This is a genomic window from Bacillus paramycoides (assembly GCF_038971285.1).
Taxonomy (GTDB): domain Bacteria; phylum Bacillota; class Bacilli; order Bacillales; family Bacillaceae_G; genus Bacillus_A.
Window position 1 is genome coordinate 3,629,704 of record NZ_CP152427.1, and the last position, 21,346, is coordinate 3,651,049.

At 36.8% G+C, this 21,346-nt stretch carries 16 protein-coding genes and 2 pseudogenes; all 18 read right to left on the reverse strand.

Features of this window, described 5'->3' with window-relative positions; all coding sequences use genetic code 11:
- Positions 1 to 722: 722 nt before the first annotated feature.
- The gene (mutL, locus tag AAG068_RS18615; protein ID WP_342715415.1) at positions 723 to 2,666 is read right to left on the reverse strand and encodes a DNA mismatch repair endonuclease MutL; all 1,944 of its coding nucleotides are present in this window, start codon (positions 2,664 to 2,666) and stop codon (positions 723 to 725) included.
- An 8-nt stretch (positions 2,667 to 2,674) separates the two neighbouring features.
- Positions 2,675 to 5,347 (reverse strand): DNA mismatch repair protein MutS, encoded by a 2,673-nt coding sequence (mutS, locus tag AAG068_RS18620; protein WP_342715416.1) that lies wholly within the window; start codon positions 5,345 to 5,347, stop codon positions 2,675 to 2,677.
- A 181-nt stretch (positions 5,348 to 5,528) separates the two neighbouring features.
- Positions 5,529 to 6,071 (reverse strand): outer spore coat protein CotE, encoded by a 543-nt coding sequence (cotE, locus tag AAG068_RS18625; protein WP_098670298.1) that lies wholly within the window; start codon positions 6,069 to 6,071, stop codon positions 5,529 to 5,531.
- A 125-nt stretch (positions 6,072 to 6,196) separates the two neighbouring features.
- Positions 6,197 to 6,628, reverse strand: coding sequence for a RicAFT regulatory complex protein RicA family protein (locus tag AAG068_RS18630; protein WP_060631942.1), 432 nt, complete (start codon positions 6,626 to 6,628; stop codon positions 6,197 to 6,199).
- 3 nt (positions 6,629 to 6,631) lie between these two features.
- Positions 6,632 to 8,161: a tRNA (N6-isopentenyl adenosine(37)-C2)-methylthiotransferase MiaB gene (miaB, locus tag AAG068_RS18635; protein WP_342715417.1), complete on the reverse strand. Its 1,530-nt coding sequence runs from the start codon at positions 8,159 to 8,161 to the stop codon at positions 6,632 to 6,634.
- Positions 8,162 to 8,587: 426 nt separating this feature from the next.
- Positions 8,588 to 9,454: a 2-oxoacid:ferredoxin oxidoreductase subunit beta gene (locus tag AAG068_RS18640; protein ID WP_000190154.1), complete on the reverse strand. Its 867-nt coding sequence runs from the start codon at positions 9,452 to 9,454 to the stop codon at positions 8,588 to 8,590.
- Positions 9,441 to 11,198, reverse strand: a complete 1,758-nt coding sequence (locus AAG068_RS18645; protein WP_342715418.1) for a 2-oxoacid:acceptor oxidoreductase subunit alpha — start codon at positions 11,196 to 11,198, stop codon at positions 9,441 to 9,443. Before AAG068_RS18645 ends, AAG068_RS18640 begins: the two co-directional genes overlap by 14 nt.
- A 226-nt stretch (positions 11,199 to 11,424) precedes the next feature.
- Positions 11,425 to 12,384: a dipeptidase gene (locus AAG068_RS18650; protein ID WP_342715419.1), complete on the reverse strand. Its 960-nt coding sequence runs from the start codon at positions 12,382 to 12,384 to the stop codon at positions 11,425 to 11,427.
- A 22-nt stretch (positions 12,385 to 12,406) separates the two neighbouring features.
- Positions 12,407 to 12,667 (reverse strand): stage V sporulation protein SpoVS, encoded by a 261-nt coding sequence (spoVS, locus tag AAG068_RS18655; protein ID WP_000404341.1) that lies wholly within the window; start codon positions 12,665 to 12,667, stop codon positions 12,407 to 12,409.
- A 149-nt stretch (positions 12,668 to 12,816) separates the two neighbouring features.
- A complete protein-coding gene (locus AAG068_RS18660; RefSeq protein WP_144614469.1) occupies positions 12,817 to 13,611 on the reverse strand; it encodes a TIGR00282 family metallophosphoesterase in 795 nt (264 codons plus the stop codon).
- 164 nt (positions 13,612 to 13,775) lie between these two features.
- Complete coding sequence (gene rny / locus AAG068_RS18665) at positions 13,776 to 15,341, reverse strand: ribonuclease Y (protein WP_342715423.1); 1,566 nt, start codon at positions 15,339 to 15,341, stop codon at positions 13,776 to 13,778.
- Between the two features lie 481 nt (positions 15,342 to 15,822).
- Positions 15,823 to 16,245, reverse strand: a pseudogene (locus AAG068_RS18670) (recombinase RecA); the annotation flags it as partial.
- A gap of 327 nt (positions 16,246 to 16,572) precedes the next feature.
- Positions 16,573 to 17,181, reverse strand: a pseudogene (gene recA, locus AAG068_RS18675) (recombinase RecA); the annotation flags it as partial.
- Positions 17,182 to 17,324: 143 nt separating this feature from the next.
- Positions 17,325 to 18,563, reverse strand: a complete 1,239-nt coding sequence (gene cinA, locus AAG068_RS18680; RefSeq protein ID WP_342715424.1) for a competence/damage-inducible protein CinA — start codon at positions 18,561 to 18,563, stop codon at positions 17,325 to 17,327.
- A gap of 20 nt (positions 18,564 to 18,583) precedes the next feature.
- A complete protein-coding gene (pgsA, locus tag AAG068_RS18685; protein ID WP_001052973.1) occupies positions 18,584 to 19,162 on the reverse strand; it encodes a CDP-diacylglycerol--glycerol-3-phosphate 3-phosphatidyltransferase in 579 nt (192 codons plus the stop codon).
- A gap of 63 nt (positions 19,163 to 19,225) precedes the next feature.
- Entirely contained in the window at positions 19,226 to 20,137 is a 912-nt protein-coding gene (locus tag AAG068_RS18690; RefSeq protein ID WP_342715425.1) for a helix-turn-helix domain-containing protein, read from the reverse strand.
- 21 nt (positions 20,138 to 20,158) lie between these two features.
- Entirely contained in the window at positions 20,159 to 20,944 is a 786-nt protein-coding gene (locus tag AAG068_RS18695; protein WP_000574107.1) for a DUF3388 domain-containing protein, read from the reverse strand.
- 139 nt (positions 20,945 to 21,083) lie between these two features.
- The gene (locus AAG068_RS18700; RefSeq protein WP_000114454.1) at positions 21,084 to 21,332 is read right to left on the reverse strand and encodes a DUF3243 domain-containing protein; all 249 of its coding nucleotides are present in this window, start codon (positions 21,330 to 21,332) and stop codon (positions 21,084 to 21,086) included.
- Positions 21,333 to 21,346: the final 14 nt, after the last annotated feature.

Consider the following 21,346-nt stretch of genomic DNA (forward strand, 5'->3'; position numbering starts at 1 on the left):
ATCTGTATCAAGAAATTCCGCTATATCTAAAGCCATTTGAACTTGGGATTGTCTGACCTTATTTGTCTTATATATTTCTGGTAACTTTTCCTCGAATATGTTAAGGATTACGTCGGCTGTAGATCTCATGCAATGCCCCCTGTTGGAAAAATAGTTAATTTTTTCTAACACAATTGTACCAACGAACAAATATTCTCACAATATATATATGAAAATAATAGATATCATTTTAGTTTAGATCAGGATTCACCAAGTGATTTGTACATATTAATTACTAAAAAATATCCACTTATGTGTCTTGATAAACAAATAGGTGGGTATGTAAATACAAATTTATTTCAAGTATACAACTGTGAAACAATCATAAGATAATTTCTTATTAGATTACGCTTTTTCTTCGACAGGTTTAATTGGTATTCTTATTTATTAATTTAAACCAGAGCAAGCAATCTCATTAGAAACATCAGCACTTTTAGCAAGAGAGTTACTAATCGAGAAACATTTCAATAGTTCCGTCAAATAAGTATCTTTAGACATACATATAAAATAAAAAAGGGCAACTTGTTACTATTGCCCCTTTTCACATAACCGCTTCATAATTTTATTGAAATAATATCAAAAAAATCTTCATGTTTATCAATTTTCCTCTAGTCTAGTTAATTTTTCCCCAGTCTAGTTAATTTTTCCCCAGTCTAATTAATTTTTCCCTTCGCACAGCATCCCTACATAACCCTCTTAAACATCTTCTCCAGCTCATAAGTAGAATGATGCACAAGAATCGGTCTTCCGTGCGGGCATGTGTATGGATTTGTTGTTGTACGTAGTTCTTCCAGTAAAGCAAATATTTGATCGTTCGTTAAATATTGATTTGCTTTAATGGACGCTTTACAGCTCATCATGATGGCTGCTTCTTCACGTAGTTTTTTAATATCCACTTTTTTTAGTTTGACAACTTGTTCCATCATTTCGTCGATAATTTCTGTTTCTTGACCTTTCGGGAACCAAGTTGGATGCGAGCGAACGATAAAGGATTGATGGCCGAATTGCTCCAAAAATAGTCCAACTTTTTTTAGTTCTTCTAGCTGCTCTTCGACACGTAAAAATTCAGTAAGAGATAAGTCAATACGGTATGGTACAAGTAGCTCTTGTACTTCTTGTGCTACTCTTCCTACTTTATCACGGAAGTATTCATAATTAATACGTTCCTGCGCGGCATGTTGGTCAATCATATATAAGCCTTTATCATTTTGAGCGAAAATATATGTTCCATGCATTTGTCCAATTGGATAAAGTGGTGGTAAGTCATTACCGTTCATTTCGATCTCTTCTATTTCCTGAACTTCTTCTTCCAATTCCTCTAATTCAAAGTCTTCATCGTTACTGTTCCACGATTTCTCTTCTCGAATCGGTTCTTCTATTATCGGTTTAGTAGATGGTTGCCAACTTTGTTCTTCTCTTACGAGCGACTGTGGTGGTTGCCATTCTTGCTTCGGCGGTTGCCACAGTTGTGCTGGCTGTTTCACAGCCAGTGGTTCTTCTCGTTTTTCATCCATGCCTGTCGGTAAAATGATTTCCGGCATAGATGGCTCTTTCGGCTTCGCATGCTCAAACTGAAACTGTTCTTGCACACTTTCATCTTTTTCTTTTTTCTTCGTTGTTACACCTGCATCTGGGATGAGCTGTATTTTTTTAAATGCTGCTTGCAATGTTTCTTCGATAAGCTTTAGCAATTCTTGTTCTTTACTAAAACGAACTTCTAATTTTGCAGGATGCACATTAACGTCAACAAGCATTGGATCCATTTCAATCGATAAGAAGCCGATTGGATATCGTCCGACTGGCAATAATGTATGGTATCCTTGCTGAATAGCTTTCATTAATACGAAATTTCGAACGTAACGACCATTTACAATCGTTGACATATAATTTCGAGATGCTCTCGTTACTTCTGGTAATGTTACATAACCTTTAATTGTGAAATCTAGAGATTCAGCTTCAATTGGAACAAGCTTCTTCGCAACTTGAATACTGTAAATCGATGCAAGTACTTGTCTTACATCACCATTTCCTGATGTGTGAAGCAATTTCTTTTCATTATGAAACAGCTTTAACGATACTTCTGGATGTGACATTGCAATACGATACACGATATCTGTAATATTCCCAAGCTCTGTATGAATAGTTTTCATATATTTAAGACGCGCTGGTGTATTAAAGAATAAGTTTTGTACTGTAATATCTGTTCCTTTTCGGCTCGCTGTTTTTTCCTGCTTTATAATGTCTCCACCTTTAATAATAAGGTGTGTACCAGGTGCATCACCTGTGCTAGTAATTAATTCTAATTCACTAACTGAGGCAATACTCGGCAATGCCTCACCGCGGAAACCGAGTGTTCTTATGCGAAACAGATCGTTTTCATCTTTAATTTTGCTCGTCGCATGTCGTTCAAAAGCGACGATGCAATCTTCTTCTGCAATGCCATCCCCATTATCAATGATGCGAATTTTCGATAAACCAGCTTCTTCTAAGTGGATTTCAATAGATGTACTATTCGCATCGATAGAATTTTCCACAAGTTCTTTTACGACTGAGGCAGGGCGCTCTACTACTTCTCCTGCCGCAATTAAATTAGAGAGTTGGTCATCGAGTTTGCGAATTTTCCCCATCTACTTACTCATCCTTTCTTTAACTTTTTCTGCAAGCGATACAGTTCGTTCATCGCTTCTAAAGGTGTCATATCGAGTAAATCAATTTTTTTAATTTGCGTCAGCACTGCCGTTTCTTTTGCATCTAAAACTGGCTTGTCTTGTTTTTTCGAAGACTGTTCTCCACCAAAGAATGATAGTTGTGATTCTTCTTCAGTCTCTACTTTCGTCTCTTGTATTTCTACTGGTTCTTCTTTTACAACTACAGGCTCTGGAGTAACTTCTTGTACTTTCACTTCTGTACGCTTTGGAATAATAATTTCTTCCTGTCCTTCTAGTTGTGCTAACACTTCTTTCGCACGAACGATCAAGCTATCTGGAAGCTCCGCAAGTTGCGCAACGTGAATCCCGTAACTTTTATCTGCTGCCCCGTCTTGAATTTTATGAAGGAATACTACTTTTCCGTTCTCTTCAATAGCTGAAACGTGTACATTCTTCAGTTGATCTAAACTTTCTTCTAGCACCGTCAATTCATGATAATGTGTAGAGAATAACGTTTTTGCACCAATTTGGTCGTGAATATGTTCAATGATTGCTTGTGCAAGTGCCATACCATCATACGTAGATGTACCCCGTCCAATTTCATCGAATAAAATTAAACTTCTTTCTGATGCGTTTGCAATGGCATTTTTCGCTTCTAACATTTCGACCATAAATGTACTTTGACCTGAAATTAAATCATCTGCTGCACCAATTCTCGTAAAGATTTGATCAAATACAGGTAATACTGCTTCTGTTGCTGGTACGAAACAACCAATTTGCGACATAACAGTTACAAGTGCTAATTGTCTCATATACGTACTTTTACCAGACATGTTCGGTCCTGTAATTAAAAAGACATCCATATTCTCTGGCATAATACAATCATTCGGTACATACAATTTCCCGTTCAATACTTTTTCTACGACAGGATGACGACCATCTTTAATAAAGATTTCGCGCTTTGTTGTTAGTACAGGTTTTACAAACTGTTCTTCTTCACTAACTGTCGCAAAACTTTGCAGTACGTCTAATTCACTAATTACTTTCGCTAAATGCTGTAATTTCGGAATAAATACTTTTACTTCTTCACGAAGTGCTGTAAATAAATCATATTCTAGTTGTACAATTTTTTCTTCTGCTTCTAAGATTAATGTTTCTTTTTCTTTTAGTTCATCTGTAATGAAACGCTCCGCATTAGCAAGCGTTTGTTTACGCTCATAGCGGCCTTCTGGTAATGCTGTGAGGTTCGCTTTCGTTACTTCAATGTAGTAACCGAAAATACGGTTGTATCCGATTTTTAACGATTTAATTCCTGTAATATCACGCTCTCGTTTTTCAAGCTCAGCAATCCACGTTTTTCCGTTTTTACTAACGTAACGATATTGATCAAGCTTGTCATTATAACCGTCTTTAATAATATCTCCATCTTTAATAGAAAGCGGTGGGTTTTCTTGAATACTTCTTCCTAGTAATTCTGTTAAGCTCTCACATGGATCTGCGCCTTGAATTAATCTCGCTGCATACGCGTTATCTAACAAACTAATCGCTTCTAAAATAGCTGGCACTTGAAGTAACGAGCGTCTTAACTGTAATAAGTCCCGTGCATTGACATTACCAAATGCAACTTTCCCTGCTAAACGTTCTAAATCATATACTTCTTTTAACTTTTCTTTTAAATCTTCGCGTAAGAAGTAATCATTAACAAATGTTTCAACCATTTCCAAACGCTCTTCAATTCGCTCTTTCTGTATAAGCGGACGTTCCATCCACTGTTTTAACATACGACCACCCATAGCGGTTTTCGTCTTATCTAATAGCCATAATAATGATCCTGTTTTTTCTTTCGTTCGAAGTGTTTCTGTCAGCTCTAAATTTCGCTTAGAATGCACATCAATTTTCATAAATTGATTCGTATAGTAAATTTCCACTGGTTGCAAATGATCTAATGAACGTTTTTGCGTTCTTATTACATAGTTAAATAAGCGTCCAACTGCTTTAATTAACTTTGCTTGTGAAACATTTTTCACAAGGTGTTCTAATCCTTCAGGAATTGCTGTTGCATCTTCATATGAAATCGTCATTTTTAACGTTTCAGTTAATTTGTTTAGTTCATCTTTAGAAAAGGAAGAATCTACAACAATTTCTTTCGAACCAGTTGCATACACTTCTAATAAAATATCTTCTACTGAACCAGTCAATAACGTTACTGTATTTTGTCCAGTCGTTAAATCATTACAAGCTAATGCATATGATCCATCTTCAAAATGTGTTAACGCGGCTAAGAAGTTATTTTCTTTCTCATCAATCGTACGCCCTTCCATCATCGTTCCTGGCGTAATTAATTGTACGACTTCACGGCGCACTACACCTTTAGCCGTTTTCGGGTCTTCTACTTGCTCACAAACCGCTACTTTATATCCTTTTTCAACAAGTTGTTCAATATAGTTTTTAGCCGCATGATACGGTACACCGCACATCGGTATACGTTCACTACTACCACCGTCTCGGCTCGTTAATGTAATTTCAAGTTCGTGGGCTGCTTTAACAGCATCCTCAAAGAACATTTCATAAAAATCACCTAAGCGGAAAAATAAAAAGGCATCTTGATAGTCTGCCTTGACTTTTAAATATTGCTGTATCATAGGCGTATATTGCGTCATACTTATCCTCCATAATTCTTACATAATAATCTATATTCATATATGTCACACTTCACGGACATCCATATCTCCTATTTCAGGAGTCTTTCTTCATTATAGCACATTTCATTAGGAATCATGTTCATTCAAGTACCACTTATGCAAAGTAAAAAGCTAGGAAGAACTTCTCCCTAGCTTTCTATTACTCTTCTTCTGCATCAACGATAAAGTTCGGATCTAATTCTTCAAACTCATCATCGTCAATTTGGAAGGCATCGTCTGACTCTACGCAACCTTCAGGATTTACACTTACACAAATTTTCGTTTCGCCAACTACTTCTGTTACAAATTCACGTTCTACAGTTACAACAATTTTATTACCATTTGGTGATACAAGAGCTTCTAAACAATTTGGTGGCTGAATAACACGAGCAATAATTTCTAAATCATCACCAGAAAAGTTTTTATCACGATACCCAATGCTCACTTCATCCGTGTAGTTTACACGCTCTGTTACAACTTCTGTCTTTGTATTACCATCAAATGAATACCAAGTGTTCACATCATAGAAACCTTCAATTTCCACATGTTTTCCACTCTTTCTTGCTTCGTACGAGTGGTTAATTACCCAGCACCCTAAAATACTCGTTGGCTCATTATTCGATTCACATGTATGCGTTGACTTTGTATACTTACGTCCTTTTCCAACCACTGCTTTTGTAATAATCTCTCTAAATTCGGACATTCGTAACCCTCCTCAATCACTATTCACTTAATCATATGCGTGACAATAGCGGAATGTGTCATTCTTTTTTTGAGAAGAATTTACGTTTAATCCACTAAAAAAAGAGATGTCAATTCGACATCTCTTTAACAACCACAATTTCCTTTTTTACTTTCTACCGCTGCGCCCGTTTCACCCTTTAATACATCGCCATTAGTTGAAATTAATATTTCATCTGTTACGTTGTTAGAAATCGTACTTGCAACTAGCTGTAGTAAATCATTTACATATGTTTGTGAAGATTTAAATTCTTGTACAACTGGGATACTATCTAATTTATCTTGCAATGCATCAATTTCAGCTTCTACTTTTTTCAAAGCTTCCCATTTCCCATAATGCTGCAAGTTTACTGCTTGTTTTTGTAGCGCTTTAATTTCATCAATTGCGCGCTTTACATTTTCATTTTTATGAATTTGCGCCTCTGCTTTCTTAAAGAAATCAACTTCTTCTGTTTCAGAGATCATTTTTGCTAATTCTTTCGCTTGCTCAACAATTTCATCTTTCGTATATGCTTTCATCTATTATTCCACCTCAATCGGCTCTTCAACTAATTCTCCGTTAAGAGACCAAGTTTTTGCGTCCGTTACTTTTACTTTCACAAGCTGACCAATTAAAGATTTTGGAGCAACGAAGTTTACAAGTTTATTCGTACGAGTATAACCTGCAAGTACTTCCGCGTTATTTTTACTTTCCCCATCAACTAACACTTCTACAATTTGACCTTTGTAACGATTGTTCTTTTCAATTGCCAATTTATTTACTAATGCATTTAAACGTTGAAGACGTTCTTTCTTCACATCCATCGGTACATTGTCTTTCATTTTTGCAGCTGGTGTACCTTCGCGCGGAGAATAAATAAAGGTAAAGGCAGTATCAAATCCTACTTCACGATATAACGACATCGTTTCTTCAAATTGCTCGTCTGTTTCATTTGGGAAACCGACGATAATATCAGTTGTTAATACCGCGTTTGGAATTGCTTCTTTAATTTTTCTTACAAGCTCTAAATAATGCTCACGCGAATATTTACGCGCCATAATTTTTAACATCTCTGTGCTTCCAGATTGAACTGGTAGGTGAATATGTTCCACTAAGTTTCCACCTTTTCCAAGCACTTCAATTAAGTGATCATCGAAATCGCGTGGATGGCTCGTTGTAAAACGGATACGAGCGATATCAACTTTACGGAGTTCGTCCATTAAATCGCCAAGACCGTATTCTATATCTTCAAAGTCTTTACCGTATGCATTTACGTTCTGTCCAAGTAACGTAATTTCTTTATAACCATTCGCAGCTAAATGACGAATCTCTTGGATAATATCTTCTGGACGTCTGCTTCGCTCTTTTCCGCGTGTATACGGTACGATACAATATGTACAGAACTTATCACAGCCATACATAATATTTACCCAAGCTTTAATATCGCCACGGCGTACTTTCGGAAGGTTTTCAATTACGTCTCCTTCTTTTGACCATACTTCAACTACCGTCTCCTTCGAGAACATTGCATCTTTTAGAATGTACGGTAATCTATGAATATTATGTGTTCCAAACACCATATCTACATGCTGATTTTTTTGCATAATTTTATTTACAACAGATTCTTCTTGAGACATACAACCACATACACCAATTAAAAGGTCCGGATTTCTTCGTTTTAGTGACTTTAAATGACCTAGTTCACCGAACACTTTATTTTCAGCATTTTCACGAATGGCACAAGTATTCAATAATACTACATCTGCATCTTCAGTTGAAAAAGTTGGTTCATATCCAAGTGCAGTGAAAATACCAGCCATCACTTCTGTATCATGCTCATTCATTTGACAACCATATGTACGAATATAAAACTTTCTTCCTGTACCAAAATTGCGAAACTCTTCAGGTAAGCCAAAATCCCGTTCAATTTTAACTTCTTCTTTTCCTCGTTTTTTCGCGTCTTTTAAGGAAGGTGGTTGGTATACACTTTCAAAGTATTTACTATAATCTTTCTCTTCTTTTTTCGTAGCGGAATTTGCTTGTTGACTTGCTAATCGTTGTTGCTCGTTCATCGGTAATCTCCTTTCACCCTTAACTATACACACTCTATAGTCCATTTTAATGCGCTTAGACCCACCCCAAAAATGGTTAGATAGCTTGAGAGATAACTTGTCCTTTGAAACTTGAGTAACCAATCTAATCATCTATAAGAATGAAGTCTTCCCCACACAAATAGACATTCCCTTTTCGTATTTCTTTTTGTCCTACTAAAAAGCATATTGCTTTATCCCTATAAACATTACCATAGTATGAAGCGTTTCGCCAATTTTAACAAAAAATTGGCGCTGTCTTATCTTACATTTTATTAGCAATGAACTTTCCATTTTCATACAACGATTTATATATTATTTTACCATTCTGAATTTTCTAAGTAAATATAACTACCTTATATTTACTCATAAAAAAAGGTTGCCACATGGCAACCTTTTCTTCTTACATTACATAAATTCAGCAACAAGTTCATCAAACATTTTCTGATCCATATTTAAATCAGATTGAACTAAAGGCTTCTCACTATAGCCTTTTACAAGTTCTTGGTATGAAGGTTGCGCTGTATTTTGATAAATTAAACCTGTTACTAATCCGTTATTTTCCATTAACGTTTGCATAGCCATCATGCGATTAGACGGATCATATCCCTCTACTGTACTTAGTTTTGTTAAATTCTCTTTAAACCAATCGTAAGTATTCACTTTATTGTAAGTAACACATGGGCTAAATACGTTAATTAATGAAAATCCTTTATGGTTAATACCCGCTTCAATAATTTGTGTTAATTCTTTTAAATCACTTGAAAAGCTTTGCGCCACAAATGTTGCACCAGCTGTTAAAGCCATTTCCATAACATTTAGTGAAGGTTCAATTGAACCTTGTGGTGTACTTTTCGTTTTAAATCCAGCTTCACTACGTGGTGAAGTTTGCCCTTTTGTTAATCCGTAAATTTGGTTATCCATTACGATATACGTAATGTCAATGTTACGACGAATAGAATGAATTGTATGTCCCATACCGATCGCAAATCCATCACCGTCACCGCCTGATGCGATAACTGTTAAATCACGGTTTGCCATTTTCACACCTTGTGCAATTGGAAGGGCACGACCATGAATACTATGCACACCATATGAATTAATATAACCTGAAATACGACCAGAACAGCCGATACCAGAAATAACAGCAAGTTCATCTGGATTTAAGCCAACGTTAGCTGCCGCACGTTGAATTGCAGCTTGCACCGAGAAGTCTCCGCAACCTGGGCACCAGTTTGGTTTTACACTGTTACGAAAGTCCTTAAATGTTGCCATTTAATACAACCCCTTTTTTGCATTCGTTGTAAATCTCTTTCGGCAAGAATGGGTTCCCATCATATTTTAAAAGACTAGAAATTTTCTCACCGTTACCAAGATTCATTTTCATAATGTTAGCAAGTTGACCTGTTGCATTGTTTTCTACCACTACAACACGCTTCGCATTTTTCACAAGTGGATCGATTTCAGCTGTTGGGAACGGGTGAATTAAACGCACATGAGCATGGTTTACTTTCATACCCTCTTGTTCTAAGCGCTCCATTGCTTCTTCGATCGCACCACGTGTTGAGTTAAATCCAACAAGCAATACGTCTGCTTCTTCATGCTTAACATTTTTATAAACAGGGGTATTAAACTTCAAGTTCTCCATTTTACGGAAACGTTTGTCCATTTGATCTTTACGGTTTATTGCGGATTCAGATGGTTTACCAGTTTCATCATGCTCTACACCTGTAACATGGTGAACACCATTTTTCATACCAGGTAAAACACGTGGTGAAACGCCATCTTCTGTTACTTCATAACGCTTGAAGTATGCTTTATTTTCACGTTCTGGTAATTCTGCTTCTAAATCAAGCTTACCGCGACGAATTTCCACTTTATCTAACTTAAGTGGTTCTACCGTTTGTTTCCCTAAAGAAAGCTGTAAATCTGTTAAGAAAATAACAGGTACTTGATATTCTTCAGATAAATTAAACGCTTCTACAATATCATAGAAAGCTTCTTCAACAGTACTTGGCGCCATTACGATTTTTGGAATTTCACCGTGCGTACCGTAAATCATCGCCATTAAATCAGACTGCTCTTGTTTCGTTGGTAATCCTGTACTTGGACCACCACGTTGTGTATCAACAATTACTAATGGCGTTTCTGTAATACCTGCTAAACCGATCGCTTCCATCATTAAAGATAGGCCCGGACCAGCAGATGCAGTTAATGTACGAACACCAGCATAGTTTGCACCGATTGCCATTGTACAAGCTGCGATTTCATCCTCAGTTTGGATTACTGTTCCGCCAACTTTCGGCAATTTTTTAATTAAGTATTCCATAATTTCAGATGCAGGTGTAATTGGATATGCAGACATAAAGCGAGCACCACCAGCTACCGCACCAAATGCGATTGCATCGTTCCCAATCATAAACATGCGTTTTTTACCATCAGCTTTTTCAAGCTGCATCATGTTTACTTTCTCACCTAGCAACTCTTTCATATATTGAGAGCCGCGCTTAATCGCGTCCATATTCTTTTGAACGACTTGCACTCCTTTACGACCAAAGATCTCTTCAACAACATCTAAATAAGCTGTTTCATCTAATCCTAATACCGCACTTGATGCCCCAACAGCAACCATGTTTTTCATTAATGATGTGCCTAATTCTGAAGCAATATCTGTAAACGGTATCACATATAGATTTACATCTGTATTATCAGGTATCGTTGGATTGAATTTCGCATCTGCAACTACAATTCCACCTGGACGTAGTTCGTGGAAGTTAAAATCAATTGTTTCTTGATCAAAAGCAATTAAAATATCTAAATCATCTGAGATCGCGCGTACTTCTGTTGTACTTACACGAATTTTATTATTTGTATGGCCGCCTTTAATACGTGATGAGAAGTGGCGGTAACCGTATAGGTAATATCCTAATCGGTTTAATGCAATACAGAAGATTTCTCCTGTACTTTCAATTCCTTCACCTTGTTGGCCTCCAACTTTCCATGAAAGTTGACTAATCATCTCCTACACCCCTTTTGGCTGCATTCATTGTAGTGTATTTTTTACAGTAATAGTTTAGCATTTTTTATACAAATAAACTACAACGGACGCAAATTATGCCTCTTCTGATTTCCCTGAATCTTTAGTATAAAGCTATTTTGTTTTTCATTCTAGTATTAGGTCTTAAAAAAAGCAATAATATCAAATGAATTAATTCTAATTTTTCTGGATTTTTAAAACAAAAATCTTAAAAGCTTATTCGATCAACAAAATTATCATATAAAAATCGCTCTACAGTAGATGCAGCATAGTGTTTACAGAGCTCATTAATTACATTTTCATAATCTCGATACGCAGATACATTTACAACCGTTTCTAATATCCCATCAAAATCTGAACCAAATCCTATATTGGTCTCCCCACCTAATGAACAAATATATTCAATATGCCTTACTATATCTGCAATATTCGCTTGTTTTTCACTTGTTAAAAACTGTGGTACGAAAGTGACACCGATTATGCTATTTTGCTTTATAAGAGCTTTAAGTTGTTCATCGTTTAAATTACGTGGGTGCTGACAAAGTTTCATACAATTTGAGTGGGAGGCAATCAGATTTTCTGCAACTTCTATCACATCCCAAAAGCTTCTCTCATTCAGATGGGACACATCAGCCCATGCATGCAACGTATTAAGTTCTTGTACAACATGTTTACCAAAAGTCGTTAAACCCGCCCCACGCGTCTCTAGCGCACCATCAGCTAATAGATTGGCATAATTCCATGTTAATCCAAAAGAGCGTACTCCTAGGCGATATAACAACCGTAACCTCATTGCATCTTTTCCAATTGCTTCGCATCCTTCTAATGTTAATATTGCTCCAATCTCGTCCTGTTTTAACATGCTAATATCAGCTTTTGTCTGAATTAACTTCATACCCGGTAGTGACAAAATTTCATTATAAAAAATATCTATCATTTGTAATGCCGCTTCAAACCGCTTTTCATACGCTACCGTTTCTGGCACATATATAGCAAAACATTGTATACTCCCTTTTCTTCTCTTTAACTGTTCAAATGTAATATGTAATTGCGGATCATTTTTAAAATCCCTTTTCCCCTGCGCACTCCATAACTGAAGGAGTACATCACAATGAGCATCAAAAATTTTCATTTTCATTCCTCCATTATAAAAACAACCTGTTTGCATACTGCAAACAGGTTGTTTAAGCTTAACGAGGTTCTACAATTAATTTTATTGCTGTACGTTCTTCCCCATCAATCATAATATCTGTAAACGCTGGGATACAAATCAGGTCCAAACCACTAGGCGCTACAAATCCTCTTGCAATTGCTACTGCCTTTACCGCTTGGTTCAATGCACCTGCACCAATGGCTTGAATTTCTGCTGTTCCGCGTTCGCGAATAACACCTGCAAGTGCACCAGCTACAGAATTAGGGACCGACGTTGCTTTAACTTTTAATATTTCCATTCCGCGTTTCCTCCTCGTTTCTTTAAAAAGTATTAGCAATTATTTCACTTTAACTTATATTCACGAGGAATGACGCGTATTCCTGCTAAATTTCTGTAATTTTCCTAAAAAATAAAAAAATAATAACTTATCTAAATTTTAGTTAAAAATCACTCGAAAAATGGCTGATCATCATTAATTAAGATACGCTGAATTTTCTTAGCTTTTCCTGTATTAGGATCCACATCAATTAGCACTGCACTTAATTGTGTTCTACCATTTGTTACTTCAAATCGTACTGGTAAGTTTGTTAAAAACTTCTTCAATACCGCTTCACGGTCCATACCTAAAATTCCATCGTACGGTCCTGTCATACCAACATCTGTAATATATGCCGTTCCGCTTGGTAAAATACGATTATCTGCTGTAGGAACATGCGTATGTGTACCCACTACCGCTGTAGCACGACCATCTACATACCAACCTAAAGCTTGTTTTTCACTTGTAGTTTCCGCATGGAAATCAACAAAGATAATATTCGTACGTTTTTTCGCAATGTTAATTAACTCATCCACTTTCCGGAATGGACAATCGATCGGAGGAAGGAATGTACGTCCTTGTAAATTAATTACTGCAACTTCTGTTCCATTACAGTTCACAAAGATAAGCCCTTTTCCTGGAGTTCCTTCTGGGAAATTAGCTGGTCTTGCAAGATATTTTGCATCATCAATAAATTCAAATACTTCACGGTTATCCCAAGCATGGTTTCCAAGTGTAACCGCTTGTGCCCCGCATTCTAAAAAGTTTCGATATATTTTTTCCGTAATTCCACGTCCACCTGCTGCATTTTCTCCATTAATAATGGTTACTGTAGGTGTATATTTCTTCTTTAATGCCGGTACGTATTGTTGAATCATACCTCTACCAGGAGATCCTACTACATCCCCAACAAATAATATTCTCATATGTCTTACCCTTCCTATGTACTACATTTTTTATTACTATAGCTTCAAGTGATTTCCTTACAATATATCTATTATAAGTATGTTTCACCTGTATGCTAGGTATTACTAATTACCTTTATTTTAACCAATTCCAACACAAAAAAATAAAGTGGTGTTTCACCACTTTATTTTGCGTATTCCACTGCACGTGTTTCACGAATAACAGTTACTTTAATATGTCCTGGGTAATCCAGTTCATTTTCAATACGTTTTCGAATATCACGAGCTAAACGATGAGCTTCTAAATCATCAATTGTATCTGGTTTTACCAGAATACGAACTTCTCGTCCTGCTTGAATTGCAAATGATTTTTCTACGCCTTCATAAGACTCTGAAATTTCTTCTAACTTTTCAAGACGACGAATATAGTTCTCAAGTGTTTCACTACGAGCTCCAGGTCTTGCAGCTGATAATGCATCTGCTGCTGCAACTAAAACTGCAATGATAGAAGTTGGTTCTGTGTCTCCATGGTGAGATGCAATACTGTTTATAACTACAGGATGCTCTTTATATTTCGTTGCGAGTTCAACACCAATTTCAACGTGGCTACCTTCTACTTCATGGTCAATCGCTTTACCGATATCATGTAATAGACCAGCACGTCTTGCTAGTTTTTCATCCTCACCAAGCTCTGCTGCCATAAGTCCAGTTAAATATGCGACTTCCATAGAGTGTTTTAAGACGTTTTGCCCGTAACTTGTACGGTATTTCAAACGACCTAAAATCTTAATTAAATCTGGATGTAATCCGTGAACACCCACTTCAAACGTTGTTTGCTCTCCGACTTCGCGAATATACTCGTCCACTTCACGTCTTGATTTTTCGACCATCTCTTCAATACGCGCTGGGTGAATACGTCCGTCCTGTACTAGTTTATCAAGAGCGATACGAGCTGTTTCACGACGAATTGGGTCGAATCCAGATAGGATAACCGCTTCTGGTGTATCATCGATAATTAGGTCAATACCTGTTAACGTTTCTAACGTACGAATATTTCGACCTTCACGTCCGATAATACGTCCCTTCATTTCGTCATTTGGAAGATTTACAACCGAAACGGTTGTTTCAGCAACATGATCAGCTGCACATCTCTGCATTGCAAGAGATAAAATCTCTTTTGCTTTCTTATCTGCTTCTTCTTTCGCACGAACTTCACTTTCTTTTACCATTACGGCAATTTCATGAGAAACTTCACTTTCTACTTTACCAAGAATAATTGCTTTCGCTTGTTCGCGTGTCAGATTGGAAATGCGCTCTAATTCTGTTTGTTGCTTTTGAACTAACTCTCCCACTTTGCTTTCCAACTCTTCAATCTGTTGTTGTCTCGCTACAAGAGAATCCTCTTTCTTTTCTAACTGTTGCTCGCGTTTATCGAGCGTTTCGTCTTTACGATCAAGGTTCTCTTCTTTTTGCATTAAACGATTTTCTTGTTTTTGTAATTCGCTTCTACGGTCACGAATTTCTAATTCAGCTTCTGTACGAAGTGTATGAATTTCATCCTTTGCTTCTAAAAGCGCTTCTTTCTTAAGTGCTTCAGCCTCGCGATTCGCTTCGTCTATAATACGTTTCGCTTCATTAGCTGCACCATTAATCTTCGCTTCAGCAATAGACTTTCGAACAAAAAAGCCAACAACTGCACCGACTGTTGCAAGCAAAATGGAGATGAGTATCCAAACTGTAGTACTACTCATGATTTCACCTCCCCTTGCTATGAATGAAAAAAGACTGTCGGCATGTACATTGAATACCAACATACAGCAAAGACCGTCGTCCCGCTTTTTTAAGGGACTTTCTTCATTTCACAATTAAAATGTCATATTATTATTTCGGCAAGATTTAAGTCTTACTCCGAATATTACTTCTCTTCTTGAGAAGAGTGTTTCGTATATAAGAAAAAATATACATTCTCATTGTATCTATCGCAATTTTCATTGTCAAGCGTTGTCTACTTTTACTTTCTTTACCTTCAGCCCTAATTCATATATGAATTTAAAAAGCAGACAGCATATTATCCTGGAAAACCTTAGTAAATTCCAGTTTATTCATGTAAAACGTGCATATATCCCTCTTTATACATAATCTTTTAGGTAGATTAAATATTTTATCTCCAACGATATACAACGCTTTCATAATGATACAAAAATAAAAGACACGAAGCCGTGTCTTTTATTTTTAATCAAGAAGATTTGGATCTTCCATACCTTCAGCACCAGAATCTTCGCTAATTCCGTGATGCTCACGAATAAAGAAGGCAATTTCTTCTCTTAAATCCGTATTTTCTTTTAAGAACTGCTTCGAATTTTCACGACCTTGTCCTAAGCGTTCTTCATTATAAGAGTACCAAGCACCACTCTTTTGAACAATATCAAGTTCAGAAGCCATATCTAAGATTTCGCCTTCTCTTGAAATACCTTCTCCGTACATAATATCAACTTCAGCAACACGGAATGGTGGTGCCACTTTATTTTTAACTACTTTTACTTTTGTTTTATTACCAACGATGTCGTTACCTTGTTTTAATTGCTCCGCACGACGCACCTCAAGACGAACAGTTGAATAGAATTTCAACGCACGACCACCTGGAGTTGTTTCTGGCACTATCTATAGATTTTCCATCTCTATAGTCCGGACTATCTCTTCATCTCTTTACAGAGAGCCTTGCACTTCCAGCAGTAGCCTATCATCTGCCGTACCCTACTCAGTTAACTAAAAGTCCTTTTCGGTAGTCTCTACACCTTCCCCATATAAACATGGAGCTTGGCACGGTATTACCCTAAATAATGGTGGGCTTCACCGTTAGCAACTATATGAATAGTTACACCCTTAGGCAATAAGGTTCACAAGGTTTTTTAACATGCTATCACTAGCAAGGGAAACCCATGGTAAACTCCTTAATCTTTACGATTAAGCAACTTGTAGTTGATTTCCGAACATAACACCAACTTTTTCACGAATTTGGTTAATAAAGATTGCGATTGTTTTTGATTTATTAATTGCACCTGACAACTTACGAAGTGCTTGAGACATTAAACGAGCTTGTAGACCTACGTGTGAGTCACCCATGTCTCCTTCGATCTCAGCTTTCGGTACAAGAGCTGCTACAGAGTCAATTACGATAATATCAACCGCACCACTTCGTACAAGTGCTTCTGCGATTTCTAAACCTTGCTCCCCTGTATCAGGTTGTGATAATAGTAATTCATCGATGTTAACACCTAATTTTTGTGCATATACAGGATCCATTGCATGCTCTGCATCAATGAACGCTGCTTGTCCACCTTGACGTTGTACTTCTGCAATTGCATGTAATGAAACTGTTGTTTTACCTGAACTTTCAGGTCCGTAAATTTCGATAATACGGCCGCGTGGGTATCCGCCTACCCCTAGTGCCACATCAAGTGCTAAAGAACCACTAGAAACTGTAGAAACTCTACGCTCCGCTTGTTCTCCTAATTTCATAATTGAACCTTTACCGAATTGCTTCTCTATTTGTTTTAACGCCATATCTAACGCTGCTTGACGATCACTCATTCAAAATTCCTCCTTAACTGAATTGCTAATCTTATTATACCTATTTTCAATTCAATTTGCCAACAAAAATCGAACATTTATTCGATTTTTTTATTTTCCATTAAATAAAACTGCATTTAACCATAAAAAAAGCTAAAAGAGACTTATATCTCTTCTAGCTTTTTATACAAATGATAAAACCCATATTTTACTGAGCGTTCCCTAATTTGTTGACGACTTCCGCCTAAATTAAGAGGAAAGACTACAGTTGGTTCATCTTTAATCGCCAATCCAACAAATACTGTTCCTGGCTCTTTATGTTCTGAAGCATCTGGTCCTGCTACACCAGTGAAACTAATTCCGATATCCGCTTTTAATAATTCTTTAACATTTTCAGCAAGATAACGAGCACATTCTTTACTAACAGCACCTTCAGTAGACAACACTTCCTCAGCTACATGTAAAACATGTTGCTTCACATCATTATGATAACAAATGACACCGCCTTTAAATATTGAAGACACACCAGCACTTTCTGTTACTTGATTACCGAAGAGACCACCTGTTAAACTTTCCGCACATGCTAAAGTTAATTCTTTTTTCTTCAATAACTCTATCGCCTTATCATGCAGAAACTCTTGGTCATACCCGTAGAAAAATTCTCCTACTCTTTCTAAAATCAAATCTTCTGTATGCTGAATGAGCTTCTCCGCTTCATCAGCCTTTTGATGCTTGGCAGTTAAACGTAATGTCACTTCTCCATCATTTGCAAGAGGGGCGATTGTCGGATTCGTTTGTCCATCAATTAAATCTTGAACTTTCACTTCTAATTGAGATTCCCCAATCCCGAAGAAGCGAAGCACACGAGAATAAATGTTTTCTCCTGTTGTAAAGTTACGTAAAAAAGGCTCTACATAACTTACATACATCGGCTTCATTTCTTTCGGTGGCCCTGGTAATAAAATATAAACTTTTCCGTTCTTATTTAACCCCATACCAGGTGCCATACCATGATCATTCGCAAATACAGTCGCTCCATCCAAAACGAGCGCCTGCTTTTTATTATTCTCCGTGAACTCGCGACCTGTACGCTTAAAGTAATCGCTTATTGATGCTAATGCCTGTTCATCATACACTAGCTCTCCATCCAAACTAGAAGATATCGTTTCTTTCGTCAAATCATCTTTTGTCGGGCCTAATCCACCTGTAAAAATAAGCATGTCCGCACGTTTTTCCGCAACTTCAATCGCCTGCTGTAATCGCGTGTTATTATCCCCAACTACAGTATGGTAGTACACATTAATGCCGATTGAAGCTAACTTTTCAGATAAAAACTGGGCATTTGTATTTGCAATTTGTCCAAGTAATAATTCCGTTCCAACCGCAATAATCTCCGCATTCATCCCAATTCCCCCATAAACTTCTATTTTGAGTTTACAAAAGCAGCTCTATTTTTCCAGAAATAGTCCCATCCTGAAATAACAGTAAAAATTAATGCAATCCATATAAAGATGTCAGCTACCGGAATATGGATTAAATTTAAAGGTACATCGTGTAATAAATATGCTGCAATCGCGATAATTTGTGTCCATGTCTTAATCTTACCTAGCTGATTTGCTGCAACTACTTCTCCTGTTCCAGCAAGTACTAGACGTAAGCCAGTTACCGCAAACTCACGGCTTATAATGATAATAACGATCCAAGCTGGTACGTATTGCATCTCCACTAACGTGATGAGTGCAGCTGAAACAAGTAATTTATCAGCTAACGGGTCAAGAAACTTCCCTAAATTCGTTACAAGATTATATTTTCTTGCGTAATGTCCATCAATCCAATCTGTAGCCGAAGCAACAATAAAGATAAGTGCTCCTACTAAATGTTGAATTGGTAAATCAACATCACCAATTGTGTATGAACCCCAATCAAAGGGTGCTAACATAATTACCATAAAAATTGGAATTAAGAAGATTCTAGATATTGTAATTTTATTTGGTAAATTCACAGCTATTCCTCCATCATATCAAAAACATTTGTTCATTGAAAAAAGTCATCGAAGCGATGACTGTTATTGTGCAGGTTGCTCTATCCCTTGGTTTTTTATCACCAATCTTTGGTGAAGTTCTTTTTCTGGATCCAATGGATAAGCGACCACTTGGCCATTCAGTTTAACTTCAACATTCGTTGCATTCCCAATATTAAGTCGCACTTCTTTTAATGTTGATACATCACGTTTTTCTATTTGGCCCTCTTGTACTGTAGCGTTTAGAATCTCATTCCCCGCATCATCTTTAACATCTACATAACTCGCACCTTTACCCGATATTTCCAGTTCTAATGTTTTATTGTTATGAATTTCCAAAGTAGATACTTTACCAGTTGTACCAACTACTTTTACTTCTTCTTGTCCAGTTGGTTGTGCTGGTTGTTCCTCTTTCTTCGGTTCTTCTTTCTTTAGCTCTTCTTTTTTCGGCTCTTCCGCTTTCGCTTCATCTTTCTTCGTATCTAACGGAGAGTTTTCCGCTTTTTTAACTTCAATTTTCTCACTTTGAGCATTCGGAACTTTCTCATCATCTTTTCCAGTTAACGCTTGGAAAACAAACCAAATTACCACTCCAACTGCGATTACTAACAGTGCAACTAAAATTTTCGGCATGTGATCTGCAATTGGCCATGATGAAGATTTTTGCATTGTTTCTTGCGTTTTTTGTCCTGTTGATACTTGTGGAACGTCACGTTTTTCAGATTGTGGTATCGTACTCTGATATTCTACAAGCAGTTCCTCTCCATTTAATCCAACCGCATCTGCGTATTGTTTAATGAATGCACGCGCATAAAAAGCTCCTGGCAATACATCATAATTGCCTTCCTCAATCGCTACTAAATGGCGTTTTTGAATTTTTGTAATCTCATGCAGCTGATCAATAGACAAGCCTTTCGTTCCTCTTGCCTCTTTCAGCTTTTGTCCTAATTCTGTCACTACTAACACCTCAATATTTCTTTAAAAGTCAAACATAGAGAAATTATTTTGCGTACCTTGCTCAATTTCATCTACTAAATTATATTGAATTTCTTCATCATAATCGTTACGCAACTCGATAATATAATCAAAATCATCCAATGTGTATTCTGACTGACTCACAAATACATCAGGATGTTCCACAACTTTCGTTGCAGGCAATCTCATAATTTCACGAACAAGCTGCCAATGCCTTTCGTTAGCACGCTTTGTTGACACGATTCCATCTAAGATGAAAATATTGTCGTCGCTATACTCGTCTTCAATTAATTGACTACGAACCGTTTGCTTAATAAGAGTAGATGATACAAATAACCATCTTTTATTTGCGCAAACACTTGCAGCAACAATGGATTCTGTTTTTCCGACACGAGGCATTCCTCGTATTCCGATTAGTTTATGACCTTCTTTTTTCATTATTTCAGCCATAAAGTCTACAAGTAACCCTAATTCATCACGCACAAACCGAAATGTCTTCTTATCATCTGCATCTCGTTGTATGTACCTACCATGTCTAACCGCTAGCTTGTCTCTTAGCTTTGGCGGACGATATTTCGTTACCGTTATATTATCCATCGTATTTAAAATTGATTCAAGTCTAGAGATTTGCTCTTGATTATCACACATAAGGAGTAATCCACGTCGTGCATTATCTACACCATTAATTGTGACAATATTAATGCCGAGCATACCGATTAACGAAGAAACGTCACCAAGCAAGCCAGGTCGGTTTTTATGTATTTCATATTCAAAATACCATTCAATCATCCAAGATCACTCCCCTTGCTTACTTTACACCTACGTACTATATTATATGATTTCACCTTAATAGGGAAGCTAAATGTATAATCTATCCTGCGTTATTATTATACAAAAAAAATAGAGAGGAGAATCTCCTCTCTATTTTTTACTTATGCTGTACAAACTTTACCATTAAGTTTGCGATTGTATGTTGCTCTTGTTCATCAGCAACTTTCCAAAGCTCAGCTAATAGTTTCTCTTGATCGTTGCGTGCTTCTACTTCATTTGCTAAATAGTCACCAACACGAAATGCCATATCTGATACAGCACCACCATCAAGACCTTTTCCTTGCGCCTGTTCTAAACGTTCTCCTAAAAAGCTCTTCCATTGATCAAAATTATCTAAAACTGACATGTGTAAGCACCTCA